This is a genomic window from Thermus arciformis, assembly GCF_900102145.1.
GTDB classification, from domain to species: Bacteria; Deinococcota; Deinococci; order Deinococcales; family Thermaceae; genus Thermus; species Thermus arciformis.
Genome location: NZ_FNBC01000003.1, coordinates 1 through 24961, shown reverse-complemented (window position 1 = coordinate 24961; position 24961 = coordinate 1). Strand labels below are relative to the sequence as shown.

The following is a 24961-nucleotide window of genomic DNA, read 5'->3' as shown; positions in this document are numbered from 1 at the left end:
CCTAATGGCCCCCGAAGCCCTAAGCCTCCTCCTTCTCCTGGCCTTCCTGCTCCTTGGCCTCTACCGGAGGCGCCCCAAGGCCCGCCTGCCCCACCCCCTCCTCGCCCTCCTGAAGGAGGCGGCCAGGGAGGCCCGGGGGCCCCTCCCCTGGCTTCCCACGGCCCTCTTCGCCCTGGGGCTTCTCCTCCTGGCCCTGGCCGCCACCCGTCCCCTCCTCCCCCTCCCCGGGCGGACCAGCGAAAACGTGGCCGTGCTGGTCCTGGACGTGAGCCGGAGCATGATGGCCACGGACCTCAAGCCCAACCGCCTCGAGGCCGCCAAGGAGGCCGCCCGCGCCTTCCTCCGAAGGGCCCCGAGGGGCCTAAGGGTGGGCCTCGTGGCCTTCAGCGGCCACGCCCAAACCGTCCACCCTCCCACCACCGACCGCAAGCGGCTTCTGGAGAGCCTGGAGAGCCTGGAGTTCGGCCGCTCCACGGCCATCGGGGAGGGGATCTTCGAGGCCTTGCGCCACATCCGGGAGGCCGGGGGCAAGGGGGAAATCCTCCTCCTCACCGACGGCCGCAACCGCACCGGCGCCGACCCCCTGGAGGCCGCGGGGGAGGCCCAAAGGATGGGGGTGCGGGTGCACACCGTGGGGGTGGGGGTGCCGGGCTGGACCCCCGGCCCCGAGGACCCCTTGAGCGCCTTTGGGTTCTTCGCCGGGGCCTACGAGGTGGACGAGGAGCTCCTTTGGGCCATCGCCGAGCTCACCGGGGGGAAGAGTTTCCTGGTGCGCTCCGAGGAGGAGCTTTCCCGGGTCTACCTGGAGCTCGCCGAGGGGATGGGCCTCGAGGTCCGCCCCCAGGAGGCCACGGGGCTTCTGGGGGCCCTGGGCGGGGCTTTGGCCCTATTGGGGGTCGCCTTAAGGCGCTACCTGAGCCCCCTCTAGGAGCCTCCAAAGGGGTTGGGCGCGGGCTCCACCGGGAAAAGCTCCTGGGGCTCCCCGCCGGGCACGGGGAGCATGCGGAAGAACTGCCCGTTCAGGAAGAGGTAGACCTGGGGCTCGCAAGCCTCGCCCCCTTGGGGCGGGAGCTGGGCGGGCACCGCCAAGGCGGCCACCTCCCCGCCCCCAGGGCCCTGGGCCACCCAGGCCACCCCCATTCCCAGAAGCCCCCCCAGGGCCAGGCCCAAGAGGAAGGGTTTCATGCCCTCAGGGTAGCAGGCGGCCCCTCGGGAAGAAGGGGCCAGGCCACCTTTGGAGCCCCGGCCACACCCGGACCACCCCCGCCCTCCTGAGTACCCCGCTCTGGCTTGCGCCAGAGCGGGGGCCCCAAAAGAGCCTTCGCAAAGCCCTACCCCCGGCGTCCCATGTGGCGAAATCAAGGTGCGGGCACTTAGGCTAAGGGTATGCGCGCCCTCCCCCTTCTCCTAGGCCTCTTCCGGGCCCAGGCCCTCGCCCCCGGGGACAAGGCCCCCCTCCTCGAGGCCCAGGACAGCTACGGCCGCCCCGTGAACCTGAGGGGAAGCTACGTGGTCCTCTGGTTCTACCCCAAGGCCAAAAGCCCCGGGTGTACCGCCCAGGCCAAGCGGTACTCCGAGCTCTACCCCGAGTTCCAAAGGCTCGGGGCCCGGGTCTACGGGGTGAGCCACGACCCCGCCCGGGAGCAGTGCGACTTCGTGGAGAAGCTTGCCCTAAGGGGCGGCATGATTCCCGATCCCCAGGGCCGCCTCGCCCGGGCCTACGGGGTGCGAAGCTTCTTCGGCTTCTACAGCCGGGACACCTTCCTCCTCAGCCCCGAGGGGAGGATTGAGCGCATCTGGCGAGGGGTGAACCCCTTCAAGGACGCCGACACGGTCCTCGCCTACCTCAAGGAGCTCAGGGAAAAGGGCCGATGAGCCCCTTTCCCCTCCCAAGAAGGGCCGTAAGATGTAGGGCGTGTACGTCCTCCGCGAGGCCCTCCGCCAGATCCTCAGGCACCCCACGGCCAGCCTCGCCACCTTCTTCACCGCCCTCGTGTCCTTCGCCCTCCTCTACTTCCTGGGCCTCCTCCTCTGGAACCTGGAAAAGGTGGTGCAAAGCCTGGAGAAGGAGCTGGAGGTGGCCGCCTTCCTCCAGGACAAGGCCGACGTGGAGGCCCTGCTCACGGAGATCCAGGCCTGGCCGGAGGTGGGGGAGGTGCGCCTCATCCCCAAGGAAGAGGCCCTGGCCCAGCTGGTCCTGGACTACCCCTACCTGGCCGAGGCCAAGGACCTGGTGGAAAACCCCCTCCCCGACACCCTGCGCCTAAAGCTCCGAACCCCCGAGGCGGTGCGCCAGGTGGCCGAGCGCCTGCGGAGGCTTCCCGGGGTGGAAGGGGTGGAGTACGGGGGAGAGCTCACGGAGCGCCTTTTGGGGGTGCTTTCGGGAAGCCGCCTGGCCATGGGGGTGCTGGTGGGGCTCCTCCTCCTCAACACCTTCTTCAGCGTGATGGGGTCCATCCGCCTCTCGGTGGAAAGCCGCAAGGAGGCCCTTTCGGTCATGCTCCTGGTGGGGGCCACGCGGCGCTTCATCCAGGGGCCCTTCATCGCGGAAGGCCTCCTCCTCACCCTGGCGGCCGGGCTTTTGGCGGTGCTCGCGGGGGGAAGCCTCTACCTGGGGCTTTCCCGGGCGGCCCAGGGCCTCCTCCCCTTCCTCCCGGTCCTGGCCCAGGAGGACCTCCTGCGCACCGCCCTTGGGGTCCTCCTCCTGGCCTTGGTGCTGGGGGCCGGAGGGGCCTACATGGCCAGCCGGGCCTACCTCAAGGAGGTCTGACGGTGCGGCTTGGGGTTTGGCTTGGCCTCCTCCTCGCCCTCCTCGCCTTGGGGCAGGACGTGGCCACCCAGAAGGAGAAGGTGCGGTCCCTGGAGGCCGAGGCCGCCCGGGCCCGCGCCCTGGAGGAGAAGGCCCAGGCCCAGATCCGGCGGCTTAACCAGGAGCTTGCCCGCCTCTCCCAAAGGGTGCAAAACCTCCTCGCGGAAAAGGCCCGCCTCGAGGCGGCGATCCGCCGCCTGGAAGGGGAAAGGCAGGCCCTGCGCCGGGAGATCGCCGGGCTCAAGGAGTCCATCCGGGAAACGGAAGCCCGCATCGCCAAGCTGGAGGACGACCTGGCCGCCCTGAAGGGGAGGCTCAAGGCCCTCATGCGAAGCCTGTACCGGGAGCGCTCCGGCCGCTACCTGCCCCTGCTTCGCGCCCAGTCCTTCACGGATTTGGGGGTGCGGGCCCGCTGGGTGGGCTACATCTCCCGGCAGGACGCCGAGCTGGTGCGCCGCTTCCAGGCCACCCTCAAGGCCCTCAAGGAAGAGCGGGAGCGCCTCGCCCTCCTCCTCGCCGACCTCACCGCCAAGGAAGCCGCCCTGGCGGAGAACCAAAGGCAGCTGGAATCCGAGCGGAAAAGCCTCGAGGCCACCCTGAAGAGCCTCCGCCAGGAGGAGGAAGGGAAAAAGGCCCTCCTCCGGGACGCCCTCGCCGAGCGGGGGCGCCTGCAGAGGGCCCTGGCCGAGCTCCAGGCCAAGGTCCTGGAGGAGCGGAGGCGGCTTTTGGCCCTCCAGGAGGAGGAAAGGAGGCGCCAGGAGGAGCAGAGGCGCCGCCAAAGCGCCCAGGCTCCGCCCCCCCAGGTGGTGGTGCCCCCGCCCCCCCTCCCCGCCGCCGTGGGCCGCCTGGCCTTCCCCGTGCCCGGGGGGCGGGTCCTAGTCCCCTACGGGCAGGAGGGGCCTTTCCAGGTCCTCCAGGGCCCCGCGCCCGGAAGCCCGGTGCAGGCGGCGGCGGACGGGTACGTGGCGGGCATCCTCTACCTGCCCAACCTGGGCTACACGGTGATGCTGGTGCACACGGAAGCCCTCTCCACCGTCTACACCAACCTCCAGGAGCCCCTGGTGCAGGAGGGCCAAAGGGTGCGCCAGGGCCAGGTGCTGGGCTACACCGGCGGGGGCCTCCTCATCCCCCCGGACGAGCTGGAGTTCCGGGTGGCCGTGCGGGTGGGCGAGGAGACCCGCTTCGTGGACCCCGCGGCCTACTACTGACCCGCCCCATGCTGGCCCAAGCCAGCATGGGGGCCCCGGCAGAAGGCGGGGCTAAGCGGGCTCAATGAGGCCGTAGTTGCCGTCTTTGCGGCGGTAGATGACGTTGATCTCGTCGGTCTGGGCGTTCCTGAAGACGAAGAAGTCGTGCCCCAAGGCCTCCATCTGGAAGGCGGCCTCCTCGGGGTCCATGGGCTTCATCTCAAAGCGCTTCACCCGCACGATCCTGGGGCCTTCCTCCTCCTCGGGCTTGCGCAGGGCCTCGAGGTCCCGCACCTCGGGGGGCGGGGGGCCCTGGTAGGTGTGGCGCTTGCCCACGTAGCGGCGCTCCTTGAAGCGCTTGAGCTGGGCCTCGAGGCGGTCCACCATCCGGTCAATGGCGGCGTAGAGGTCCTGGTCCTCCTCCTCCACCCGCACGAGCCCCCCGGGGAGGTCCACCTGCACCTCGGCCTTGGCCTTCCTCTCCACGTGAGGGCTCCCCGCCAGGGAGAGGACCACCTTGGCCATGAGTTCGCCGTTCTGGTAGCGGTCCAGGCGGGAGAGCTTCTTCTCCACGTACTCCCGGATGGCGTCGGTGATCTCCAGGTTGCGGCCGATGAGCTTGTAGATGTTCATGCGCCCTCCTTTCCGCCCCGGTCAGGGCCTTCCCTTACCCTTATGCTACCACCCTCCCCGGGACGCTCGTCCCGCACCACCTGGCCCGCCTTCAGGGCCACGACCCGGGCGGGGTAGGCCTCCAGGAGCTCGCGGCTGTGGGTGGCCACCACCACCGTGGCCCCCCGCTGGTGGGCCGCCTTGAGGATGTCCAGGACCTGGAGGGCGTTTTCCGGGTCCAGGTTGCCCGTGGGCTCGTCGGCGAGGATCACGGGGGGGTCCAGAAGGAGGGCGCGGGCCAGGGCCACCCGCTGGGCCTCCCCCACGGAAAGCTCCTCGGGGAAGGCCCGCTTCTTGTGGGCAAGCCCCACCCGGCGGAGAGCGGTAGCGATGCGCTCGGGCCACTCCTTCCGCGGCACTCCCTGCACCTGGAGGACGAAGGCCAGGTTCTCCTCCACGGTCATGTCGGCAAGGAGCCGGTGGTCCTGGAAGACCATGCCGATGCGGCGGCGGTGGTAGGCCACCTGGTCGCCCCGGAGGGCCTTCAGGTTCTGCCCGGCGAAGTAGACCGCTCCCTGGGTGGGAATAAGCCGCCTGTGGACCAGGGCGAGGAGGGTGGACTTCCCCGCCCCCGAGTGGCCCACCACGAAGACAAACTCTCCTTTTTTGACCTCGAGGCTCACGTTGTAAAGCGCCTTGGTCCCGGTGCGGGGGTACTCCAGGCTCACCCGGTGAAAGGCGATCATGCCCCCACTATATGGGGAGTGGGCCACCCTTTCTTCTCATGGAGAGGCGCTATAGTGAAGGCGAGTGAGGGAGAAGATGAAGCGAAGCGCATGGGTCATCGCGGGGCTTGGGGTGCTTCTGGCCTTGGTCTACGCCCAGCTCCCCCGCCCTCAGGCGGAAAGCTTCCTGCAAAACCCGAACGGCCAGGCCCTCCTGGAGGTCTACCAGAGGATCCAGCAGGACTACCTGGAGTCCCTTCCCCGGGAAAAACTGAACAAGCTCCTGGAAGGGGCCATCGGGGGGATGGTCCAGGCCCTCGAGGACCCCTTCACCAGCTACTCCCCGCCCCAGCGGGCGAGCCTGCGCCAGGAGGACCTCCGGGGCGAGTTCTTCGGCATCGGGGCCACCTTAACCCCCGCCAACCCCGACGGCACGGGGGCCAGGATTGAGGGGGTCATGAAGGGGCTTCCCGCCCAGCGGGCGGGCCTTAGGGCCGGGGACGTGATCCTCGAGGTGGACGGGGAGGACGTGACCAAGCTCCCCCTCCAGGAAGTGGTGGCCCGGATCCGGGGACGGGAGGGGACCAAGGTCACCCTCAAGGTCCGCCGGGAAGGCGTGCCCGCCCCCCTGGTCTTTGAACTCGTGCGGGAGAAGGTGGAGATCATCTCCGTCTCCACGGGCAGGATCGGGGACGTGGGCTACGTGGCCCTAGAGACCTTCGCCAACTTCAAGGTGGAGGACCAGCTGAAAAAGGCCATAGAGAACCTCAAGGCCCAGGGGGTGAAGAAGCTCATCTTTGACCTCAGGGACAACGGCGGGGGCCTCCTGGACCAGGGGTGCGCCGTGGCCAGCGCCTTCCTCAAGGAGGGCCCCATCGTCTACACCCGCACCAAGAACCTCACCCGGGTCTGGTGCGAGGCCTCGGGCCGGCCCCTCTGGGACGGGCCTATGGTGGTCCTGGTGAACGGCAACTCCGCCTCGGCCAGCGAGATCGTGGCCGGGGCCCTTCAGGACTACGGCCGGGCCAAGATCATCGGGGAGAAGACCTTCGGCAAGGGCGTGGGCCAGACCCCTTACACCCTGGCGAACGGCGGCGAGCTCACCCTGGTCACCTTTGAGTGGCTCACCCCCAAACGCCGGGCCATCAACAAGGAAGGCCTGAAGCCCGACATAGAGGTCAAGGACACCCGCTTCCCCACCCCCTTCTCCCTGCAAGGAGCGGGGGCCCCGCCGGGGGCGGAGGTCACCCTGACCCTGAACGGCAAGACCGTCAAGGTGAAGGCGGACGCCGAGGGCAAGTTCAGCTACGCCGAACCCCAGCGCCAGCGCCCCCTGCCCGAGGAGCGGGGCCAGGCGCTCCTGGACCTGGAGAACGACGCCATCCTGAAGCGGGCCCTGGAGGAGCTTCGGTAAGCCCAAAGGCGAAGGGGGCCAGGCACCTGCCTGGCCCCCTCTTGGCTTAACGGCTACCTCTTGAAGGGCATGTTGCGGAAGACGATCTTCTGCCAGCCCTTGCCGTCAAAGACCTCAAACTCCGTGTAGAGGACCTTGCTGGCATTCACGTCGGGAACGTAAAGATGGACATATACCCTTAGGGGAATACCCGCGAGGAAGTCCGACAGGCCGCCGCTAACTGCAAATTCACCTCCGGTTCTTTGGAACCCCCCTTCCAGGATGGTGCGGGTGTTATTGAAGCGCATCTGGAGCCTCGCGTCCTGGCTGGAAACCACGTTGTAAATCAAAGTGACCTTATAGCAACATTCGAAGTAAGGCTCGCCAACCAGCTCAAACGTGAAAGGGCCTACCGCGAACCGCTTCCAGGGCTCCGCCTCCTGAGCGGCCTGGGCCTGGGAAGGAGCTTGCGCAGGGGCCGGGGAGGGGACCGCCGCCTGGCCCACGGGGATGCCCCGGAACTCCAAGCCGCCCATGTAGATGGCGGCGAAGAAGGTCTCTTCTCGAGGCACCTGAGGGAAAATCAGCTTGCCACTAGCCTGGTTCCCCGCGGGCAGGGCGAACACGCTCCGGGAAGCCTCCACCTGGCCCCCCTCCACGCTCAGGTAGCCCGGGTAGCTGAACCCACGGGCGGAGATGGCCCGAACAGATTGGTGGAGCACGGTCAACTGCTGGTTGGTGCGGGCATTGCTCTGAATCTGAACAGCGCAGACCACCTTCCCTTCCTGGTCCCGAGCGCAGCCCTGGATCTTAAAGGTGGCGTTCACATTGGACGCGACCACCTCCACCACGGGACCTTCCGGCTTAGGCAAGCTTACCGTCTGGGCCAGTGCAAGGGAAAGCAGAGCGAGAAAGCCGCTTAAACCACGCATATAGCCTCCTTCCTAGGATGGGAAGGGAATCTAGTTCCCATCCATCCCAAATATACCAGCAGGCCGCAAGCAGAAAGATGAGGGTTAGATTAACCCCTCCTTAAAGAAGGACTACCGGACCACCGCCCCGGGCGACACCTCCCCCTCCACGGTCACCAGGGCCAGGGCCTCCCCCTCCTGGGCGGCGAGGATCATCCCCTGGCTCTCAATGCCCCGGAGCTTGGTGGGCTTGAGGTTCGCCACCAGGACCACCTTCTTGCCCACGAGCTCCTCGGGCCGGTACCACTTGGCGATCCCCGAGACCACGGTGCGCTCCTCGCCCCCCAGGGAGAGCCTGAGGACCAAAAGCCGGTCGGCGTTCGGATGCTTCTCCGCCGCCAAAACCTCCGCCACGCGAAGCTCCACCTTGGCGAAGTCCTCTATGCCGATCCAGGCCTCTTCCTTGGGCTTGGCCTCCACCTTGGCCTCCTTTTTGGGGAAGAGGACGGGGGCCTCCTCGGGGATGGGGCGGGGCTCGGCCAGGCCCCAGCGCTCCGCCTCCTCCAGGCTCACCTCCTCCTTAAGCCCCAGGGCCCGCCGGAGTTCGGCCATCTTGTCGGGCATGGCCGGGGTGAGGAGGGTGGAGGCGATCCTAAGCCCCTCCACCACCCGGTAGAGGGCAGCCCGGGCGGCCTCGGGGTCCTTCCGGTAAAGCTCCCAGGGCTTTTTCTCGTTGATGTAGCGGTTTAGGGCCTTGACGTAGGCCATGGCTTCCTCGAGGGCCATGTGAAACTTCAGCTCCCGCACCAGGGGCCTAAGCCGTTCGGCAAGCCCCGTGCCCTCCGCAAGCTCCTCCCCCGCCACGGGCTCGGGGATGCGCCCCTCGGCGAAGCGGAAGAGCATGGCCCGGGTCCTTTGCACCAGGTTGCCCAGGTCATCGGCGAGGTCGGCCTCGTACCGGGTCCTTAGGGCCTCCTCGCTCACCGGGGTGTCCTGGCCGTAGGGGATCTCCCGGAGGAGGTAGTAGCGCACCGCGTCCCGGCCGTACTTTTCCAGGAGGGCGAAGGGGTCCACCACGTTCCCCAGGGTCTTGGACATCTTCCGCCCGTCCGGCCCCAGCAAAAACCCCCCCACGTTCAGGTGGCGGTACATGGGGATCCCCGCCGCCTTCAGCATGGTGGGCCAGAAGACCGCGTGGGGCTTCAGGATGTCCTTGCCGATGAGGTGCCAGGCGTGGGGCCAGAAGGTCCGGTAGGCCTCCCCCTCGGGGTAGCCCAGGGCGGAGACATAGTTGAGGAGGGCGTCAAACCAGACGTAGGTCACGTGGTCCTGGTCCCAAGGGAGGGGGATGCCCCAGGGGACGCGGGACTTGGGCCTGGAGATGGAGAGGTCCCCGATGGGCTCGGCGAGCATGGCCAGAACCTCGTTCCGGTAGCCCTCGGGGCGGATGAGGTCGGGATTTTCCCGGAGGTAATCCACAAGCCATGCTCGGTACTTCTCCATGCGGAAGAAGTAGTTCCCCTCCCGACGCCTTTCCACGGGACGCCCGTGGATGGGGCAAAGCCCTTCCACGAGCTCCTTTTCCGTGTAGAAGCGCTCGCAACTTACGCAGTAAAGCCCCTCGTACTCCCCGTAGTAGATGTCCCCGGCCTCGTAGACCTTCTTTAGGACGAGCTGCACCACCTTCTTGTGCCTTTCCTCCGTGGTGCGGATGAAGTCGTCGTAGGCGACACCGAGGAGGTCCCAGGCCCTCTTGAAGCGCTCGGAGACCCGGTCCACGAAGGCCTTGGGGTCCTCTCCCGCCGCCTGGGCCGCCCGGTACACGGTTTCCCCGTGCTCGTCGGTTCCGGTGAGGAAGAAGGTGCGGTAGCCGTCCAGGCGGTGCCACCGGGCCAGAAAGTCCGCCACCACCGTGGTGTAGGCGTGGCCCAGGTGCGGCTCGGCGTTCACGTAGTAGATGGGGGTGGTCACGTAGAAGACCTTTTCCATGCGCCCTCCCTAAAAAAAACCGGGGCACGCGCCCCGGGCGGGGAAGCCTCCCCGCCCTAGGACCGGGGCATGCCCTTCACGGCCTCCATTCTACGGCAGAAGCTCCTCCACCCCAAAAGGCCCCGCCACCAGGGCCCGGGTGGCCATCCCCACGAAGAGCCCCGTCTCCACCACCCCGGGGATCTCCAAGAGGGCCCGGTGCAAGCCCAAGGGGTCCCCGATGGGGCCGAAGCGGCAGTCGGCGATGAGGTGGCCGCCGTCGGTGAAGTAGAACTCGTCCCCGTCCATGCGGAGCTCGGGCTCCCCCCCGAGGTCGGCGATGGCCTTGAGGGTCGCCCGGTAGCCGAAGGGGACGATCTCCACCGGCACCGGGCCCCGGCCGAGGACGGGCACCTTCTTGGTGTGGTCGGCGATGACGATGAACTCCTTGGCCACGCGCTCCACGATCTTCTCCCGGAGGAGGGCCCCGCCCATGCCCTTGATGAGGGCAAGGCCCGGGGCGATCTCGTCCGCCCCGTCTATGGCCAGGTCCACCCCCTCAGGGGGAAGGTCCACGAGGGGGATCCCCTCCCGCTTGGCGAGCTCCTCGGTGGCCCTCGAGGTGGGCACCCCCACCACGCCCTTCAGCTCCCCCTCCCTAAGGCGCCGGGCGAGCTCGAGGACGGCGTAGCGGGCCGTGGAGCCCGTGCCCAGGCCCACCACCATCCCGTCCTGCACGTAGGCGATGGCGGCGTGGGCCGCCTCCTTCTTGTAGCTCTCCAAGGGGCGCTCCATCAGGCCCCCCTGAGCGCCTTCAGGGCCTCGGCCACCTCGAGGGCGTGCCCCTCGGGGGAGACCTTGCGCCAGACCTTGGCGATGCGCCCCTCGGGGTCTATGAGGAAGGTCTGGCGGAGCACCCCCTCCACCTCTTTGCCGTAGAGGTTCTTCTTCCCCCAGGCCCCGTAGGCCAGGATGGCCTTCCGCTCGGGGTCGGCGAGGAGGGGGAAGTTCAGGCCGTACTTCTCGGCGAAGCGCCTGTGGCTTTCCACGTCGTCCGCCGAGACCCCGAGGACCGCCGCGTCCAGGGCCTCGAGGCTTCCCATGTGGTCCCGGAAGCCGCAGGCCTCCTTGGTGCAACCCGGGGTGTCGTCCTTGGGGTAGAAGTAGAGGACCACCCACCGCCCCCGGTAGTCGGAGAGGCGGTGGACCTTGCCCTCCTGGTCGGGGAGGGCGAAATCCGGGGCCAGGGTGCCTTCCATGGAGGGGATTATACCCCTTGGCTATAGCTTGTAGCCGAAGCGGCGAAGCAGGTCCTTGCGCCAGGCCACCTCGGCCTCGTCCTCCACGCCGAGGGGCGTGAAGCCGTCCATGACCCCGAGGATGGCCCTCTGCTCCCCCTCCTCGGCCACCACCACCTTGAGGGGGTTGGCGGTGGCGGCGAAGATCCGGACCACCTCGGGGCAGGCCTTCACGGCGTGGAGGACGTTGATGGGGTAAAAGCCCTCCCCCAAGACGATGAGGAAGGCGTGGCCCGAGGCCAGGTTCAAGAGGTTCTTCACGGCGAGCTCCACCAGGGCCTCGTCCGTCCCCGAGCGGCGGATGAGGCGCTTGCCGCTCGCCTCGGAGAAGGCGAGGCCGAACCGGATCCCGGGCACGGCGGTCACCAGGGCCTCGTGCAGGTCCTCCACCGTCTTGATGAAGTGGGCCTGGCCCAGGATGACGTTGAGGTTCTCGGGCTTCTCAATGGGAATAAGCTTGAGTTCCATGCCCCGATTTTACCGAAGGCCACCTTAACACGGGAAAACGGGTGTAGGATAAAGGCCATGGACGTCCTGGAGAAGGCCGTGGCCGGGGAGCGGCTTTCCGAAGCGGAGGTTCTAAGCCTCTTCAGCCTCCCCTTGCCCGAGCTCGCCGCCGCCGCTCACGAGGTGCGGCTTAAGAAGACCGACCCCGAGGTGGTGACCTTCCTCATTGACCGGAACATCAACTACACCAACGTCTGCACCGTGGCCTGCGCCTTCTGCGCCTTTTACCGCACCAAGAGGCAGAAGGACGCCTACACCCTGAGCTACGAGGAGATCGCGAGGAAAGTGGAGGAGCTCTACCAGGTGGGGGGAAAGCGGATCCTCATGCAGGGCGGGGTGAACCCCGAGCTTCCCCTAGATTGGTACCTGGACCTCCTCCGCTACCTCAAGGACCGCTTCCCCGACCTCCGCATAGACGCCTTCAGCCCCGAGGAGATCCTAGGCCTGGAACGCCTCACCGGGCTTAAGGCGGAGGCCATCCTGGAAAAGCTCAAGGAGGCGGGCCTGGACGGGATGCCGGGGGCGGGGGCGGAGATCCTGGTGGACGAGGTGCGCCTGAAGGCGGCCCCCGCCCGCATCAAGACCGCCGACTGGTACCGCATCGTGGACGCCGCCCAGGCTCTGGGGCTTTACACCCTGGCCAGCATGGTCATCGGGTTTGGGGAGGGCCCCAAGGAGCGCGCCGCCCACCTCCTGGGCCTAAGGGCCCAGCAGGACAAGGCCCTGGAGCGCTATGGGAACGGCTTCGCCGCCTTCGCCCTTTGGACCCTTCAGGTGGAGCACACCCGGCTAAAGGGCAAAGCCCCGGGGGCCACCGCCCACGAGTACCTGAAGACCTTGAGCGTGGCCCGGCTCGCCCTGGACAACTTCGCCCACTTCCAGGCCTCCTGGCCCACCCTGGGCTTCAAGGTGGCCCAAGCCGCCCTCTACTACGGGGCCGACGACTTCGGGAGCACCATGCTGGAAGAGAACGTGGTCTCGGCGGCGGGGGGGCACGGGCGCACCCACGCCACGGTGCGCCAGATCGTGCGCCACATCGTGGACGCGGGGTTTAAACCGGCGGAGCGGGACCCCCTTTACCGCATCCTCCGCTACCCAGACCCCGAGGCCATCCTGAAGGAGCCCGAGCCCCTGGAACTCCCCCTCGCCTAAGGGCGGTTCCCCCATGCTGGCCCAAGCCAGCATGGGGGCCCCGGTTTTTCTCAGAGCGAGATTAGCCTTCCCTCAGGCCGGGGTTGGCCTCGAGGCGCTGGAGGCCCTGGCGGATCTCCTGGAGAAGGGGCGCAAGGGGCCTCCCCTCCTCCAGGGCCCGGATCAGGGCGCTTCCCACCACCACCCCGTCCGCCACCGCCGCCTGGGCCGCCGTCTCCCGGCTGGAAACCCCGAAGCCCACGGCCACGGGGAGGGGGGTCTTGGCCTTGATGCGCCGCACCAGGTCCTTCACCTCCTCGGGAAGCCTTTCCCGCACCCCCGTGACCCCGGTGACGGAGACGGCGTAGACGAAGCCCGTGGCGTGGCGGACCACGGTGGCGATGCGGGCCTCCGTGGAGGTGGGGGCGAGGAGGAAGACCGTCTCCAGGCCGATCTCTTGGGCGAGGCGCACGAGGCCTGGGTCCTCGTCCGGGGGGAGGTCGGGGAGGATCACCCCCGTGGCCCCCGCCTGCTTGAAGAAGCTGAAGAAGCGCTCCGGCCCCCAGGCCAGGACGGGGTTCAGGTAGGTCATGAGGAAGAGGGGCTTTTCTGTCATGGCCCGCACCTCCCGCACGAGCTCCAGGGTCCCCTGGACGCTCATCCCCTTCCTCAGGGCCACCTCGCTCGCCCGCTGGATCACGGGGCCGTCCCCCAGGGGGTCGGAGTAGGGCAGGCCGATCTCCAGAAGGTCGGCGTAGGGGAGGACCTCCCTCACCGCCTCCAAGAAGCCTTCCCGGCTGGGAAAGCCCGCGGTGAGGTAGGGGATGAGGGCAGCCCTTCCCTCGGACCGGGCCTTGGCGAAGGCCTCCTGGGTGGTCACAGCTCCCCCCCCAGAAGGCGCATGGCCTCGGTCACGTCCTTGTCCCCCCGGCCGGAGAGGTTGATGACCACCACCTGGTCCTTGTCCATCTCCGGCACCACCTTGGCGGCGTGGGCGATGGCGTGGGCGGACTCCAAGGCGGGGATGATGCCCTCAAGCCGCGCCAGGAGCTTGAAGCCCTCGAGGGCCTCCTCGTCCGTGACGCCGGCGTACTCGGCGAGGCCGGTGTCGGCGTAGTAGCTGTGCTCCGGCCCCACCCCGGGGTAGTCCAGCCCCGCGGAGACGGAGTGGGCCGGGGTGATCTGGCCGTCGTGGTCGTAGAGGAGGTACATGTAGCTCCCGTGCAGCACCCCCCGCTTCCCCGCCCCGATGCTCGCGGCGTGCCTGCCCGTGGAAAGCCCCTCCCCGGCGGCCTCCACCCCGATGAGGCGGGGGCGCTTTTCCTCGGGAAGGTAGGCGAAGGGGGCGAAGAGGCCGATGGCGTTGGACCCGCCCCCCACCGCGGCGATGAGGGCGTCGGGGTAGCGGCCGAAAAGCTCCTGGCTTTGCCGCTTCACCTCCTCCCCGATGACGCTCTGGAAGTCCCGGACCATCATGGGGTAGGGGTGGGGGCCCACCACGGAGCCCAGGATGTAGAAGGTGGTGCGCACGTTCGTGATCCAGTCGCGGATGGCCTCGTTGGTGGCGTCCTTGAGGGTGCGGCTCCCCGCGGCCACGGGACGCACCTCGGCCCCGAGGAGCTTCATGCGGAAGACGTTTAAGGCCTGGCGCCTGACGTCCTCCTCCCCCATGTAGACCACGCACTCCATGCCGAAGAGGGCCGCCACCGTGGCCACGCTCACCCCGTGCTGCCCCGCCCCCGTCTCGGCGACGACCCGCCTTTTGCCCATGCGCCTCGCCAGGAGGGCCTGGCCCAGGGTGTTGTTGATCTTGTGGGCCCCGGTGTGGAGGAGGTCCTCCCGCTTGAGGTAGACCTGGGCCCCGCCCCAGTGCTCGGAAAGCCGCTTGGCGTGGTAAAGGGGGGTGGGCCTCCCCGCGAAGTTCCTCAGGTAGTGCTCCAGCTCCGCCAAAAAGGCGGGGTCCTTCTTGGCCTCCCGGTAGGCGGCCTCCACCTCCTCCAAGGCCGGGATCAGGGTCTCCGGCACGTACCGCCCCCCGTAGGGCCCAAAGCGGCCCCGCTCGTTGGGTAAGGGAAAGTCGGGCAAGGTGAGCATACTCCTCCAAAAAAAGGCGCCAAGCGCCCGCAAGCCTTTCTATCCTAAGCCTCGGAAGCCGCTAAGGCCAAGCCCCTAGGGCCGGGCTCGGTAGCGCCCGTGGCGCTGCTTGCAGGCGAAGGGGGTTCTGGCCCGCATGCCCTAAGGGTAATCGGGGAAGGAGGCCCTGGCAAGTAGACTGGGGGACATGGAGCCAAGGGCCATACCCGTTCTGGACAAGGGCTTCGTGCGCCTGGTGGACGCCATGGGGGACGACCGGGCCATCGTGCAGGCGGCCCGGGTGTCCTACGGGGAAGGGACGAAGACGGTGCGGGAGGACGCCGCCCTCATTGACTACCTCATGCGCCACCGCCACACGAGCCCCTTTGAGATGGTGGTCTTCAAGTTCCACGTCAAGGCCCCCATCTTCGTGGTCAGGCAGTGGTTCCGCCACCGCACGGCGAGCGTCAACGAGATCTCGGGACGCTACTCCATCCTTAAGGAGGAGTTCTACGAGCCCGAGGCCTTCCGCAAGCAGGCGAAAAGAAACAAGCAGGCCTCGGAAGGGGCCCTCCTGGACGAGGAGGCCTTGGCCCTCCTAAGGAGGGTGGAGCAGGAGGCCTACGGGGCCTACCGGGCCCTTCTGGAGAAGGGCGTGGCCCGGGAGATGGCCCGGATGGTCCTTCCCCTCAACCTCTACACCGAGTTCTACTGGAAGCAGGACCTGCACAACCTCTTCCACTTTCTCAAGCTCCGCCTCGCCCCCGAGGCCCAGTGGGAGATCCGCCAGTACGCCCAGGCCATCGCCGAAATCGTCAAGGAGAGGGTCCCCTTGGCCTGGGCCGCCTTTGAGGAGCACCTTTTAGGAGGGGCTCTTCTCTCCCGCACGGAGCTTCGGGCCCTAAGGGGCCTCCTCACCCCCGAGGTCTACGAGAAGGCCCTGGCCTCTTTGGGCCTCGAGGGAAGCCGCCTTAGGGAGGCCCTGGAGAAGCTCTTCGGGCCCGGGGAGGTCCCTTAGACGAGTTCTTCCGCCTTCTTCCCCGTGCGGGCCTCCATGAGCCGGTAAAGCTCCTCCTCCGTGAGGGTGGGGACCCCTAAGGCCTTGGCTTTTTCCAGCTTGCTTCCCGGGTTCTCCCCCACCACGAGGTAGCTCGTCTTCCGGCTCACGGAGTCCGTCACCTTGGCCCCAAGGCGCCGGAGGAGGGCCTTCACCTCCTCCCGGGGGCGGGAAAGCTCCCCGGTGATCACGAAGGTGAGCCCTTTAAGGGCCTCCCCGCCCTTCTCCTTGGCCTCCATCTCCACCCCCGCCTCCTTGAGCCTTCGCACCAGGTGGCGGAAGGCGGGGTCCCTCAGGGTTTCCAGGATGGCCCTCGCCGTGAGCTCCCCCACCTCCTCCACCTCCAAGAGCTCCTCCAGGCTGGCCTCGAGGAGGCGGTCCATGGTCTGGAACTTGGCCGCCAGGTTCCGGGCCAAGACCTCCCCCACCCCAGGCAAACCCAAGGCGTAAAGGAGGCGCTCCAGACCCCGGTGCTTGCTCTCCTCTATCTGGCGGAGGAGGTTTTGGGCGCTCTTTTCCCCCATGCGCTCCAGGCCCACCAGGTCTTCCTTCCTCAGGCGGTAAAGGTCGGCCACGTCCTTGACCAGGCCCTTCTCCAAAAGCTTCTCAATGAGCTTCTCCCCCAGGCCCTGGATGTCCATGGCCTTGCGGGAGGCGAAGTGGCGGATGGCCTCAAAGCGCTTGGCGGGGCACAAGGGGTTGGGGCAGCGGTGGACCTTCCCCTCCTGGATGAGGCGGTGGCCGCACTCGGGGCAGGCCTCGGGCCAGCGCACGGGCCGCTCCTTTCCCGTACGCCGCTCCTTGAGGACCCGGAGGACCTCGGGGATGACCCCGCCCGCCTTGTGCACCAAAACCCAGTCCCCGATGCGGATGTCCAGCTCCTCTATGTAGCTTTCGTTGTGCAGGGTGACCCGGGAAACCTCGCTGCCCTCTAGGAAGACGGGCTCGAGGACCCCCACCGGGGTCACCCGCCCGGTGCGCCCCACCTGGAAGACCACGTCCAAAAGCCGGGTCTCCTTTTCCTCGGCGGGGAACTTGTAGGCGATGGCGAAGCGGGGGGCGCGGGCGGTGTAGCCGAGCTCCCGCCAAAGTTGCAAATCGTCCAGCTTCACCACCACCCCGTCCGCCTCAAAGGGAAGCTCCCGCCGCTTCTTCAGCCAGTCCTGGTAGACCGCCTCCACCCCTTCCGCCCCCACGGCCCGCGCGTAGCCGTGCTCCACGGGGAAGCCCTTCTCCTTGAGCCAGTGGAGGAGGGCGAACTGGGTCGCCACCCCCTCCCTCTCCACCTCTTCCAGCCCGAGCCCCAGGGCGTAGAAGGTGGCCCTGAGGCCCCGCTTGGCGGTGATGCGGGGGTCTTTTTGCCTTAGGGAGCCCGCCGCGGCGTTCCTGGGGTTTTTGAAGATCTTCTCCCCCCGCTCCTCCAGCTCCTCGTTGAGCCGGAGAAAGGCCGCTATGGGCATGTAGACCTCGCCCCGGACCTCGAGGCGCTCCGGCACCCCCTTGAGCCTCCTCGGGATGGTGGGGATGGTGAGGAGGTTCTGGGTCACCTCCTCCCCCACCTCCCCGTCCCCCCGGGTGGCCCCGTAGACCAGGACCCCGTCCTCGTAGTAGAGGTTGACGGAAAGGCCGTCCACCTTGTGCTCCACGGTGTAGGCGAAGGGTCCCTTCCGGCCCAGGGCCCGCTCTATCCGCTCCTCAAAGGCCCTGACCTCATCCAGGGTGAAGGCGTTGTCCAGGGAGTACATGCGGGTGGGGTGGCGGACGGGGCGGAAGGTGGCCTCGAGGGGCCTCGCCCCCACTTGCTCCGTGGGGGAGTCCGGGCTTTTGAGCTCGGGGAAGCGCTCCTCAAGCTCCTTGAGCTCCCTAAGAAGCCGGTCGTACTCGGCGTCGGAGATCTCCGGGTCGGCCAGGACGTAGTAGCGGTAGTTGTGGTAGCGGATGAGGTCCCGTAGCTCGTTCACCCGCTTGCGGGCTTCCTCGAGGGTCATGCCTTGAGTTTACCCAAGCCCGGTATAATAGGCCCCGGCGAGTAGCCGCAGGAGGTGAACATGAAACGAACGGTAGCGCTTATGGCGGTGTTGGCCCTGGGCCTCGGCCTGGCCCAGGTGCGGGTGGGGATCGCCTTTGACGCTGGCGGCAAGTTTGACCGCTCCTTCAACCAGTCCGCCTGGGAAGGCGCCCAGAAGGCGGCCAAGGACTTCGGGGTGAAGCTCTTTGACTTTGAGCCCGCAGACCCCTCCCAGGTGGGGCAGGGCATCCGCACCTTCGCCGAGGAGGGCTTTGACCTGGTGATCGGGGTGGGCTTCGCCAACGAGCCCGCCATCACCGCCACGGCCAAGGAGTTCCCCAAGGTGAAGTTCGCCGTGATTGACGCCGTGCCCGGCGAAGGGAAGCTCCCCAACGCCGTGGGCCTCGTCTTCCGCGAGCAGGAGGGGAGCTTCCTGGTGGGCTACATCGCCGGCAAGATGAGCCGGACCGGCGTGGTGGGCTTCATCGGGGGCATGGACATCCCCCTCATCCACAAGTTTGAGGCGGGCTTCCGCGCCGGGGCCGAGTACGCCTTCAAGGAGGACAAGATCCAGGGCAAGGTTCTGGTGGGCTACGTGGGGAACACCCCCGCCGCCTGGAACGATCCCGCCAAGGCCAAGGAGATCGCCGCGGCCCAGGTGCGCCAGGGGGCGGACATCATCTACGCCGCCGCCGGCGGCTCGGGCCTGGGGCTCATTGACTACGTGAAGCAGACCAAGTGCCTCAAGGAAGGGGGCAACGTCAAGTTCGTGCGCAAGGCCGACCCCTACGCCAAGGTGCCCAAGTACGCCGACTACACCAAGGCCTGCGGCACCGACGGCACCAAGGTTACGCCCCTCTTCTTCATCGGCGTGGACGCCAACCAGAACTACCTGGGCGACACCGACAACAACCCCAGCACCCTGAACCACGGCCTCACCTCCATGATGAAGCGGGTGGACGTGGCCACCTACGAGGTGATCAAGAGCGTGGTGCAGAAGGCCTTCAAGGGCGGGGTGCGGGAGTTCGGCCTCAGCAACAACGGCGTGGGCTACGCCCTGGACGAGTACAACAAGGCCCTGATCCCCGCGGGCGTGGTGAGCAAGCTGGAGGTCTTGAAGCAGCAGATCATCAAGGGCCAGATCAAGGTGCCCGAAACCCGCTAAGGGACGGGGACCTAAAGGCCGGGGCCAGAAGGCCCCGGTTTTTTCGTATACTCCTCCCGTGGCGAAGGCCCTGGTCCTCAAGGACATCACCAAGCGCTTCCCCCTGGTCCTGGCCAACGACCGCATCGGCCTGGACCTGGAGTGGGGCGAGGTCTTGGCCCTGGTGGGGGAAAACGGCGCGGGCAAGTCCACCCTCATGAAGATCGTCTACGGCCTCCAGCCCCCGGACGCCGGGGAGATGTGGGTGGACGGGAAGCCCTACCGGCCCAAAAGCCCCCAGGACGCCATCAGGGCGGGCATCGGCATGGTCCACCAGCACTTCATGCTGGTGGAGCCCTTCACCGTCTTGGAGAACCTGGTCCTGGGCCTCGAGCCCGGAAGCCCCCTCTTCCTGGACCTGGAGGCGGCCAGGAGGCGGGCGGTCCGCCTCATGGAGGAGCTGGGCTTTGAAGTGCCCCTGGACGAGAAGGTGGAGAACCTCCCCGTGGGCCTGCAGCAGCGGGTGGAGATCCTCAAGGCCCTCTACCGGGAGGCCAAAATCCTCATCCTGGACGAGCCCACCGCCGTCCTCACCCCCCAGGAGGCCGAGGAGCTTTTCCGCTTCCTGAGGGGCTACGTGGCGAGGGGGAACGCCGCCATCTTCATCAGCCACAAGCTGAAGGAGGTCCTCCAGGTGGCGGACCGCATCACGGTGATCCGGGACGGGAAGGTGGTGGGCACAGTGCGGGCCGAGGGAACCTCCCTGGAAGCCCTCGCCCGGATGATGGTGGGCCGGGAGGTGGTTTTGCGGGTGGAGAAGGGGCCGGCGAGGCCAGGGGAGGCGGTCTTGGAGGTGGAGGGCCTCGAGGCCCCGCCCCGCCTCAAGGGGGTGAGCTTCCAGGTGCGGGCCGGGGAGATCGTGGGCATCGCCGGGGTGGAAGGAAACGGCCAGACCGAGCTCGTGGAGGCCCTCACCGGCCTTAGGCCCTTTAGGGGCAAGGCCCTCCTCCTGGGCAAGCCCCTTCCCCCCTCGGCCCGGGGGGTCAGGGACTTTGGGGTAAGCCACGTGCCCGAGGACCGGCTCGCCCGCGGCCTCGTCCTGGACTTCTCCGTGAAGGAGAACGCCGTCCTCGGGGACCAGCACCGGCCTCCCTTCCGAGGGTTTTTGGGCTTCCTGGAAGACGAAGCGGCCGAGGAGCACGCCAGAAGGCTCGTGGAGGCTTACGATGTCCGCCCCCGCTCCACCGCCCTCTCCGCCCGCCGCTTCTCCGGGGGGAACCAGCAGAAGATCGTGGTGGGAAGGGAGGTGCTGAGAAATCCAAGGCTTCTCGTGGCCGCCCAGCCCACCCGGGGCGTGGACGTGGGGGCCATTGAGTTCATCCACAAGGAGCTCGTCAAGGCCCGGGACCAGGGGCTTGCTGTCCTCCTCGTCTCCGCCGACCTCTCGGAGATCCTCGCCCTCTCCGACCGCATCCTGGTGATGCACGGGGGGCGCATCGTGGGGGAGCTCGCCCCGGAGGAGGCCACGGAGGAAAGGCTCGGCCTCCTCATGGCCGGGGTCACCGCCTGAAGCCCCCCATGCCGGCATGGGGGGCTACTCCTTAAACTCCCCCGCCACCTGGCCTAGGACCAGGACCTCCCCGGTCTTCAAGGCGTAGCGCACCCGCTCCCCGCGGACGAAACCCTTTTCGTCCCGGCTTTCCACGCCCCCGTAGAGGTAAGCGTACCCCTCCTTTTCCCTAAGAAGCGCCCGCTCCGCCCGGGTGGTGCGCCCCCCCTGGACGAGCTCCACGCCCCCAATAAGCCAAAGGGCGTCCTCGTCCAGGAGGTAGCGGAGGCCTCCCGCCTTGCCCCTAAGGGGCTTCTCCCCCCGGCGCTCCACCTCGAGGGGCCCCTCCAAAAAGGCCTCCCCCCTGTCGTTGCGGTACCGGAGGCGGCTTCCCTTGACCCCCACCTCTCCCTGGACCAACAGGACCTCCCCCAAAGCCGGGCGGAGCTCCAAACGCCCTTCCTCCTCCAGAAAGCGGGCCTCGCCCCCGGAGAGGAGAAGCTCCTCCCTCCCCCCCCGCTCCACCAGGGCCAAGGGCCCCCGGGCCTCCACCTCCTCCCCCAGGCGCACCTCCACGCCCTTGGGGTCGTAGAGGACGAGGCGGAGGTAGGTCTTCGCCCCTTCCTCCCCCGCCCGCCTAAGGCGCATCAGGTAGGGAAGCCCCTCCCGGAGGAGGTCCTTGTTGTAGGCGGCCTCCACCCGGTCCCCCGGGGAAAGGCCCTCCTCGAGGACGCTCCCCGCGTCCAGGAAAAAGGCCCGCTCCCCCACCACCGCCCGGTCCCCGGTGAGGGCCACGAGCTCCCCCACGTGGAGGTCCCCGTAGTCCGCGTAGAAGAGGCTCCCCTCCTCCCCCGAGACCCAGGCCACCACCTTCTTGTCCTTGCGGACGAGCTCCACCTCCGGGCGGTAGACCTCCTGGGCCAGGGCGAGGGCCAGGCCGAGGAGGAAAAGGAGGGGGAGCCTAGGCCAGGGCACCTACTTCTCCCCGAGCTTCTTAAAGTCCTCCACGGGGAGGCGGAAGGCCTTTCCGTAGACCCGGACCTGGTGGCGGTTCACGTTGTGGAGGAGGGTGGCCCCGGAAAGGCGGAAGCCCTCCTTCTTGTTCTCGCTCACCGCGGGCTTCCCCAAGACGATGGCCTCCCCGGTGGTGTCGTCATAGTAGAGGCTCTCCCCGGTGGTCACCAGGTCCCCGTCCACCAAGCGCACCCCTCCGGTGGCGATGAGCTTCTTGGGGCCGGTGAGGCTCCGCACCTCCGGGGCCAGGATCCTCAGGTCCCCGTCCTTGCGCTTCCGGGTGAGGACCACCCCCTTGGGGTCGGCGAAGACGGCGAGGCCCCGCTCCTCCTCGTAGTACACGAACCCCGCCCGCCCCTCCTGGTTGCCGCTCTTGAGGAGGGCGTTTTCCGTGGTGGAGGTGTCCGTGTCCACCTGGAAGGTCATGCGGCTCCCTTCCACCTCCACGGGGTCCTCCCCGGGCTTGGGCTCCTGGCGCATGCGGGCGGGGCCCAAAAGCTCCCCCTCCCCCGTTTTCTCCCGGTAGACCAGGGTGGGCCCTCGGGCCTCCACCCGACCCCTCCGCACCGCCACGCCCCCCTCAAACCGGGCCTCCCGTTCCCCTTCCGCCTCCTGCATGGTCTTGCCCTTGGGGGCGGTGAGGGTGGCCCGGGGGGCCTCAATGGTGAGGTCCTTGACCCGGCCCTTGACCCCCCCTTCAAAGGTCCAGGGGCCGTAGCGGAGATCCCCCGAAAGCCGCCCCCCCTCCACCTGGATCACCCGCACGTTGGTCGCCGCCAAGGCCAGCCCTAAAAGCGCAAGCCATCCCCATCGTCTCATGAGCGTCCTCCTTCCACGGTGCAAGGTCCAAAGCTTCCCCCAGCGGGGAAGGAAAAGCGGGGCTGTTCCGCCTCCATCCTCTCCAGGGCGAAGTCCGAGCGGAAGGCCAAGGCCTCCCCCCGAAGGTTAGGAGCCTCTATCCGCACCCAGGGGGCCTGGAACCCCTCCTTCTGGCGGATGAGGACCTCCCCCTTCCCCGGGGCGGAAAGCTCCAGGCGGTAGCAGCCCTGGAGGATCTCCACCCGGGCGTAGGGGAGGCGGAGGTTGTCCCCGGGCTCCACCACCACCTCCGGGGCGAAAAGGCGCAGGTCCAGCCGGCCCCCCACGTACCGGGCCCCGGAGATTCCCCCCCGGATGCGGAAGACCCCCCCTTCCTCCACCATCTCCTCCGCGAGGAAGCGCCACTCCACCCCCTCCTCCTCAGGGAAAAGGGCGAAGGACACCCCCTGAAGCCGCACCCCGGCCTCTTGCCTGGGGGCTTCCGGAGGGCGGAGGAGGGAAAGGGCCAAGGCCACGGCCAGGAGGAGGAAGATCAGCCAGCGCCCCACGTTCCCACCTTATCCGAGCCGCCTTGAGAAAGATGATGCCCCCCTAAGCTCCTTCCCCCGAGCGCTCATCCCAGAACGTCCCTGGGGTTTCCCCGCACCCGCAGGTTCACCCAGGTCTTCCTGAGCCGGAGGAGGGCCTTCAGGGGCCGGTAAAGGGGCGAAAGGGGCAGGGCATAGGCGGGAAAACGCACCCTCCTCCCCCCAAACCCCTCTTTAAAGCGCCAGATGCCCTCGGCGTGGCTTCCCTCGGGGTTCTGGGGCACCCCCCAGAGGTCATAGACCCGGTACCCCCGGGCCAGGCCATGGCGGATGGCCGCCAGGTGCATCCCCATGGGGGCCTTGGCCTCGGGGTGCTTGCGGCTGCTTCCCCCGTAGAGGTAATCCACCTTGCCGGCGAAGGCCACGAAGAGGCCCGCCGCCAGGGCCTCCCCGTCCTTCCGCGCCAGGGCGAGGAAGGCCTCCCCCAAGGGCTGGTTCATCTCCCGGAGGACCGCCCGGTAGTAGGCCTCGGAGTGCTGCAGAAGCTTGGCCCGCCGGTTGGTCTCCTCAAACAAGCGGAAGAACTCGGGAAAAGCCTCCTCCCCCTCCACGGAAAGCTCCACCCGCTTGAGGGCGAGCCGGGCGTTCCGGCGGTGCATCTCCTTCATCCCCTTGAGGAGGGCCTCCTCCCCCTGGGTGAGGTCCAGCCAGAGGGAAAAGCCCGGCTGCACCGGCTCTTCGGGAAAGAGGCCGGGGAAGGTGGGAGGGGGCAGCTCGGCGGGAAGGCCTGCCTCGGGTTCCAGAAGGAGGTGGGTGCCCTTTAGCCCCCGGGCCAGGGCCCGGGCCACGGCGGGGAGGTCTTGGAGGTGGCGGAGGGCGGGCCCCCTAGGGGCGTAGGCCAGGGCAAGCCCCCCGGGGAGGGGGCGGAGAAGAACCTGGGCTGCCCCCAAGAGCTCGCCCTCCCGGTAGACGGCCAGGCGCTTGGGCACCCAGCCGGAAAGGCGCTTCACCTCTCCCCAGCCCCAGGACTGCAGGGCGCTGGCGATGGGAAAGGCCGCCACGAGGGCATTCCAGGCCTCGGACTCGTGGACTTCCAGAAGCTCCCACACCCCTCAAGGGTACAGGGCCCGGGCGAGGTCTTCCAGGAGGCCGTCCCCTTCTAGGGGAAGGCCCTGGCGCTCCAGGTAGGCCTCGAGGAACCCGGCGAAGCGGGGGTCCTTCGCCCGGGCCGCCCGCTCGGCGATGGGCACCAGGGGCCAGCCGTAGGCCAGGTGGCCCAAAAGGTCGTAGAGGTCGTACGGCCCGGGGAGGATGCGGCGCAAAAGCGCCTCGGTCCAGCCCTTGGCCACCAGGTTTTGCAGAAGGGCCCGGCGGCCTGCCGTCTTCCGCCAAAGCTCCCGGAAGCGCTCCTCCTTGGGGAGGGCCTGGGCGAGGCGGGAGCGCACCTCCTGAAGGGTGGCCACCCGCTCCCCCCCGGGCAGAAGGTACCCCTCCCGGCCCAGAAGGCTTTCCACCGCCTGCTTCAACCGCCGCCCGGACACGGGTTTTTCCAGGAAGAGGTCCGCCCCCAAGGCCTTCCCCACCCCTTCCAGCTCCCGTCCTCCCCCGGTGAAGAGGATGACGGGGACCTTGCTCAGGCGGCGAACGGCGCGGATGCGCCCCAGGAGGGAGAGGCCGTCCATATCGGGCATCATGATGTCCAAAAGGATGAGGTCAGGGGTCTCCTTGCGCAGGTGCTCCAGGGCGGCCCTGGCCGAGTCCGCCACGGTCACCTCGTGGCCCGAGCCGGAAAGGAGCACCTCCAGGAGGTAGCGGATTTGGGGGTCGTCGTCCACCACCAAAAGGCGCGCCACGAAACCCATGCTACGGCAAGGGCCAAGGCCTAAGGTAACCCAAGTTGCTACCCAGCCATCTTCTGGGTCAGGAGACTGATGTTATGGGCCAGGACGAAGGTGAGAACTTTGATGACGAAACCCTCCTGGGTCACGGCGTGGATGCGCCTGGGGAAGAGGTGATGGAGCATGCTCCCCACCGTCTCCACCACCCTCCGCCCCACGATGGCCAGGTACTGCATCCAAGGGAGATACCGCCGGCTGTTCCTCCTGCGGATGACCATGGGAACAACCTCCTGGGCCTCCCGGAGGAGGTCCTCGTACAGATGGCTCTCGTACCCCCGGTCCAGGTAGAGCTCCGCCCCCTCGGGAAGGTCCAGGGGAAGGAGGAGAAGCG

The 24961-nt window shown here is 68.0% G+C and carries 25 protein-coding genes and 1 pseudogene; 9 read left to right on the top strand and 17 right to left on the bottom strand.

The annotated features are described in order from the left end of the window. The first annotated feature begins 4 nt into the window (after positions 1-4). The gene (locus BLP62_RS01845) at positions 5-928 is read left to right on the top strand and encodes a vWA domain-containing protein (protein WP_241374124.1); all 924 of its coding nucleotides are present in this window, start codon (positions 5-7) and stop codon (positions 926-928) included. Here the strand turns inward: BLP62_RS01845 and BLP62_RS01840 are convergent. Next, the gene (locus BLP62_RS01840) at positions 925-1185 is read right to left on the bottom strand and encodes a hypothetical protein (RefSeq protein WP_093005284.1); all 261 of its coding nucleotides are present in this window, start codon (positions 1183-1185) and stop codon (positions 925-927) included. The genes BLP62_RS01845 and BLP62_RS01840 overlap by 4 nt on opposite strands. Positions 1186-1386: 201 nt before the next feature. Between BLP62_RS01840 and BLP62_RS01835 the strand changes: the two genes are divergently transcribed. The 3 genes from BLP62_RS01835 to BLP62_RS01825 are packed head-to-tail and all read left to right on the top strand — an operon-like array spanning position 1387 to position 4017. Beyond that, positions 1387-1875 carry a peroxiredoxin gene (locus BLP62_RS01835; protein ID WP_093005282.1) on the top strand — a complete coding sequence of 163 codons (489 nt, stop codon included), beginning with the start codon at positions 1387-1389 and terminating at the stop codon, positions 1873-1875. Between the two features lie 40 nt (positions 1876-1915). Then, a complete protein-coding gene (locus tag BLP62_RS01830) occupies positions 1916-2770 on the top strand; it encodes a cell division protein FtsX (RefSeq protein WP_093005280.1) in 855 nt (284 codons plus the stop codon). 2 nt (positions 2771-2772) lie between these two features. After that, positions 2773-4017, top strand: a complete 1245-nt coding sequence (locus BLP62_RS01825; protein WP_093005278.1) for a murein hydrolase activator EnvC family protein — start codon at positions 2773-2775, stop codon at positions 4015-4017. 51 nt (positions 4018-4068) lie between these two features. Here the strand turns inward: BLP62_RS01825 and hpf are convergent, their stop codons facing one another. Together hpf and ftsE are read right to left on the bottom strand one after the other, a co-directional pair. Next, the gene (gene hpf, locus BLP62_RS01820; protein ID WP_093005276.1) at positions 4069-4629 is read right to left on the bottom strand and encodes a ribosome hibernation-promoting factor, HPF/YfiA family; all 561 of its coding nucleotides are present in this window, start codon (positions 4627-4629) and stop codon (positions 4069-4071) included. After that, positions 4626-5354: a cell division ATP-binding protein FtsE gene (ftsE, locus tag BLP62_RS01815; RefSeq protein ID WP_093005274.1), complete on the bottom strand. Its 729-nt coding sequence runs from the start codon at positions 5352-5354 to the stop codon at positions 4626-4628. The genes hpf and ftsE overlap by 4 nt, the downstream gene beginning before the upstream one ends. A gap of 76 nt (positions 5355-5430) precedes the next feature. Between ftsE and BLP62_RS01810 the strand changes: the two genes are divergently transcribed. After that, positions 5431-6747, top strand: coding sequence for a S41 family peptidase (locus BLP62_RS01810; protein WP_093005460.1), 1317 nt, complete (start codon positions 5431-5433; stop codon positions 6745-6747). A gap of 53 nt (positions 6748-6800) precedes the next feature. Here BLP62_RS01810 and BLP62_RS01805 read toward each other — a convergent pair whose 3' ends face one another. From BLP62_RS01805 to BLP62_RS01785, 5 genes are all read right to left on the bottom strand, one after another. Continuing rightward, positions 6801-7574, bottom strand: coding sequence for a hypothetical protein (locus tag BLP62_RS01805; protein ID WP_241374118.1), 774 nt, complete (start codon positions 7572-7574; stop codon positions 6801-6803). Positions 7575-7769: 195 nt separating this feature from the next. Then, positions 7770-9626 (bottom strand): methionine--tRNA ligase, encoded by a 1857-nt coding sequence (gene metG, locus BLP62_RS01800; RefSeq protein ID WP_093005270.1) that lies wholly within the window; start codon positions 9624-9626, stop codon positions 7770-7772. A 90-nt stretch (positions 9627-9716) separates the two neighbouring features. Next, a complete protein-coding gene (gene rpiA, locus BLP62_RS01795) occupies positions 9717-10400 on the bottom strand; it encodes a ribose-5-phosphate isomerase RpiA (protein WP_008632746.1) in 684 nt (227 codons plus the stop codon). After that, the gene (bcp, locus tag BLP62_RS01790; RefSeq protein ID WP_176758119.1) at positions 10400-10864 is read right to left on the bottom strand and encodes a thioredoxin-dependent thiol peroxidase; all 465 of its coding nucleotides are present in this window, start codon (positions 10862-10864) and stop codon (positions 10400-10402) included. Before bcp ends, rpiA begins: the two co-directional genes overlap by 1 nt. A gap of 21 nt (positions 10865-10885) precedes the next feature. Continuing rightward, positions 10886-11371: an adenosine diphosphatase gene (locus tag BLP62_RS01785; protein WP_093005266.1), complete on the bottom strand. Its 486-nt coding sequence runs from the start codon at positions 11369-11371 to the stop codon at positions 10886-10888. A 57-nt stretch (positions 11372-11428) separates the two neighbouring features. Here BLP62_RS01785 and mqnC point away from each other — a divergent pair, with 57 nt between their 5' ends. Further along, positions 11429-12562 carry a cyclic dehypoxanthinyl futalosine synthase gene (gene mqnC, locus BLP62_RS01780; RefSeq protein WP_176758118.1) on the top strand — a complete coding sequence of 378 codons (1134 nt, stop codon included), beginning with the start codon at positions 11429-11431 and terminating at the stop codon, positions 12560-12562. A 61-nt stretch (positions 12563-12623) separates the two neighbouring features. Here the strand turns inward: mqnC and trpA are convergent, their stop codons facing one another. Beyond that, positions 12624-13421 carry a tryptophan synthase subunit alpha gene (trpA, locus tag BLP62_RS01775; protein ID WP_093005264.1) on the bottom strand — a complete coding sequence of 266 codons (798 nt, stop codon included), beginning with the start codon at positions 13419-13421 and terminating at the stop codon, positions 12624-12626. Next, positions 13418-14635, bottom strand: coding sequence for a tryptophan synthase subunit beta (trpB, locus tag BLP62_RS01770; RefSeq protein WP_093005262.1), 1218 nt, complete (start codon positions 14633-14635; stop codon positions 13418-13420). The genes trpA and trpB overlap by 4 nt, the downstream gene beginning before the upstream one ends. 187 nt (positions 14636-14822) lie before the next feature. On the opposite strand from trpB, the gene thyX reads away from it, so the two are divergent. Then, complete coding sequence (gene thyX, locus BLP62_RS01765; RefSeq protein ID WP_093005260.1) at positions 14823-15632, top strand: FAD-dependent thymidylate synthase; 810 nt, start codon at positions 14823-14825, stop codon at positions 15630-15632. Here the strand turns inward: thyX and ligA are convergent. Next, positions 15629-17659, bottom strand: coding sequence for an NAD-dependent DNA ligase LigA (ligA, locus tag BLP62_RS01760; RefSeq protein WP_093005258.1), 2031 nt, complete (start codon positions 17657-17659; stop codon positions 15629-15631). The two genes, thyX and ligA, sit on opposite strands and share 4 nt — an antisense overlap. A 60-nt stretch (positions 17660-17719) precedes the next feature. Between ligA and BLP62_RS01755 the strand changes: the two genes are divergently transcribed. Beyond that, positions 17720-18844 carry a BMP family lipoprotein gene (locus BLP62_RS01755; protein ID WP_093005256.1) on the top strand — a complete coding sequence of 375 codons (1125 nt, stop codon included), beginning with the start codon at positions 17720-17722 and terminating at the stop codon, positions 18842-18844. Positions 18845-18902: 58 nt separating this feature from the next. Continuing rightward, positions 18903-20393 carry an ABC transporter ATP-binding protein gene (locus BLP62_RS01750; RefSeq protein ID WP_093005254.1) on the top strand — a complete coding sequence of 497 codons (1491 nt, stop codon included), beginning with the start codon at positions 18903-18905 and terminating at the stop codon, positions 20391-20393. 24 nt (positions 20394-20417) lie between these two features. Here BLP62_RS01750 and BLP62_RS01745 read toward each other — a convergent pair whose 3' ends face one another. The 6 genes and pseudogenes from BLP62_RS01745 to BLP62_RS01720 form a co-directional block, all read right to left on the bottom strand. After that, positions 20418-21347: a hypothetical protein gene (locus BLP62_RS01745; protein WP_093005252.1), complete on the bottom strand. Its 930-nt coding sequence runs from the start codon at positions 21345-21347 to the stop codon at positions 20418-20420. After that, positions 21348-22205, bottom strand: coding sequence for an LptA/OstA family protein (locus tag BLP62_RS01740; RefSeq protein WP_093005250.1), 858 nt, complete (start codon positions 22203-22205; stop codon positions 21348-21350). Then, positions 22202-22753 carry a hypothetical protein gene (locus BLP62_RS01735; protein ID WP_093005248.1) on the bottom strand — a complete coding sequence of 184 codons (552 nt, stop codon included), beginning with the start codon at positions 22751-22753 and terminating at the stop codon, positions 22202-22204. The genes BLP62_RS01740 and BLP62_RS01735 overlap by 4 nt, the downstream gene beginning before the upstream one ends. 65 nt (positions 22754-22818) lie before the next feature. Next, complete coding sequence (locus BLP62_RS01730) at positions 22819-23841, bottom strand: lipid II:glycine glycyltransferase FemX (RefSeq protein WP_093005246.1); 1023 nt, start codon at positions 23839-23841, stop codon at positions 22819-22821. Between the two features lie 3 nt (positions 23842-23844). Next, positions 23845-24594 carry a response regulator gene (locus BLP62_RS01725; protein WP_093005244.1) on the bottom strand — a complete coding sequence of 250 codons (750 nt, stop codon included), beginning with the start codon at positions 24592-24594 and terminating at the stop codon, positions 23845-23847. 38 nt (positions 24595-24632) lie between these two features. Beyond that, positions 24633-24961: pseudogene (locus BLP62_RS01720) on the bottom strand (IS982 family transposase); the annotation flags it as partial.

Bases quoted from the DNA above. Each gene is read 5' to 3' on its own strand.
- BLP62_RS01845 (WP_241374124.1), top strand. From the start codon at position 5: ATGGCCCCCGAAGCCCTAAGCCTCCTCCTTCTCCTGGCCTTCCTGCTC.
- BLP62_RS01840 (WP_093005284.1), bottom strand. From the start codon at position 1,185: ATGAAACCCTTCCTCTTGGGCCTGGCCCTGGGGGGGCTTCTGGGAATG.
- BLP62_RS01835 (WP_093005282.1), top strand. From the start codon at position 1,387: ATGCGCGCCCTCCCCCTTCTCCTAGGCCTCTTCCGGGCCCAGGCCCTC.
- hpf (WP_093005276.1), bottom strand. From the start codon at position 4,629: ATGAACATCTACAAGCTCATCGGCCGCAACCTGGAGATCACCGACGCC.
- ftsE (WP_093005274.1), bottom strand. From the start codon at position 5,354: ATGATCGCCTTTCACCGGGTGAGCCTGGAGTACCCCCGCACCGGGACC.
- BLP62_RS01810 (WP_093005460.1), top strand. From the start codon at position 5,431: ATGAAGCGAAGCGCATGGGTCATCGCGGGGCTTGGGGTGCTTCTGGCC.
- metG (WP_093005270.1), bottom strand. From the start codon at position 9,626: ATGGAAAAGGTCTTCTACGTGACCACCCCCATCTACTACGTGAACGCC.
- rpiA (WP_008632746.1), bottom strand. From the start codon at position 10,400: ATGGAGCGCCCCTTGGAGAGCTACAAGAAGGAGGCGGCCCACGCCGCC.
- bcp (WP_176758119.1), bottom strand. From the start codon at position 10,864: ATGGAAGGCACCCTGGCCCCGGATTTCGCCCTCCCCGACCAGGAGGGC.
- BLP62_RS01785 (WP_093005266.1), bottom strand. From the start codon at position 11,371: ATGGAACTCAAGCTTATTCCCATTGAGAAGCCCGAGAACCTCAACGTC.
- mqnC (WP_176758118.1), top strand. From the start codon at position 11,429: ATGGACGTCCTGGAGAAGGCCGTGGCCGGGGAGCGGCTTTCCGAAGCG.
- trpB (WP_093005262.1), bottom strand. From the start codon at position 14,635: ATGCTCACCTTGCCCGACTTTCCCTTACCCAACGAGCGGGGCCGCTTT.
- thyX (WP_093005260.1), top strand. From the start codon at position 14,823: ATGGAGCCAAGGGCCATACCCGTTCTGGACAAGGGCTTCGTGCGCCTG.
- ligA (WP_093005258.1), bottom strand. From the start codon at position 17,659: ATGACCCTCGAGGAAGCCCGCAAGCGGGTGAACGAGCTACGGGACCTC.
- BLP62_RS01755 (WP_093005256.1), top strand. From the start codon at position 17,720: ATGAAACGAACGGTAGCGCTTATGGCGGTGTTGGCCCTGGGCCTCGGC.
- BLP62_RS01740 (WP_093005250.1), bottom strand. From the start codon at position 22,205: ATGAGACGATGGGGATGGCTTGCGCTTTTAGGGCTGGCCTTGGCGGCG.
- BLP62_RS01725 (WP_093005244.1), bottom strand. From the start codon at position 24,594: ATGGGTTTCGTGGCGCGCCTTTTGGTGGTGGACGACGACCCCCAAATC.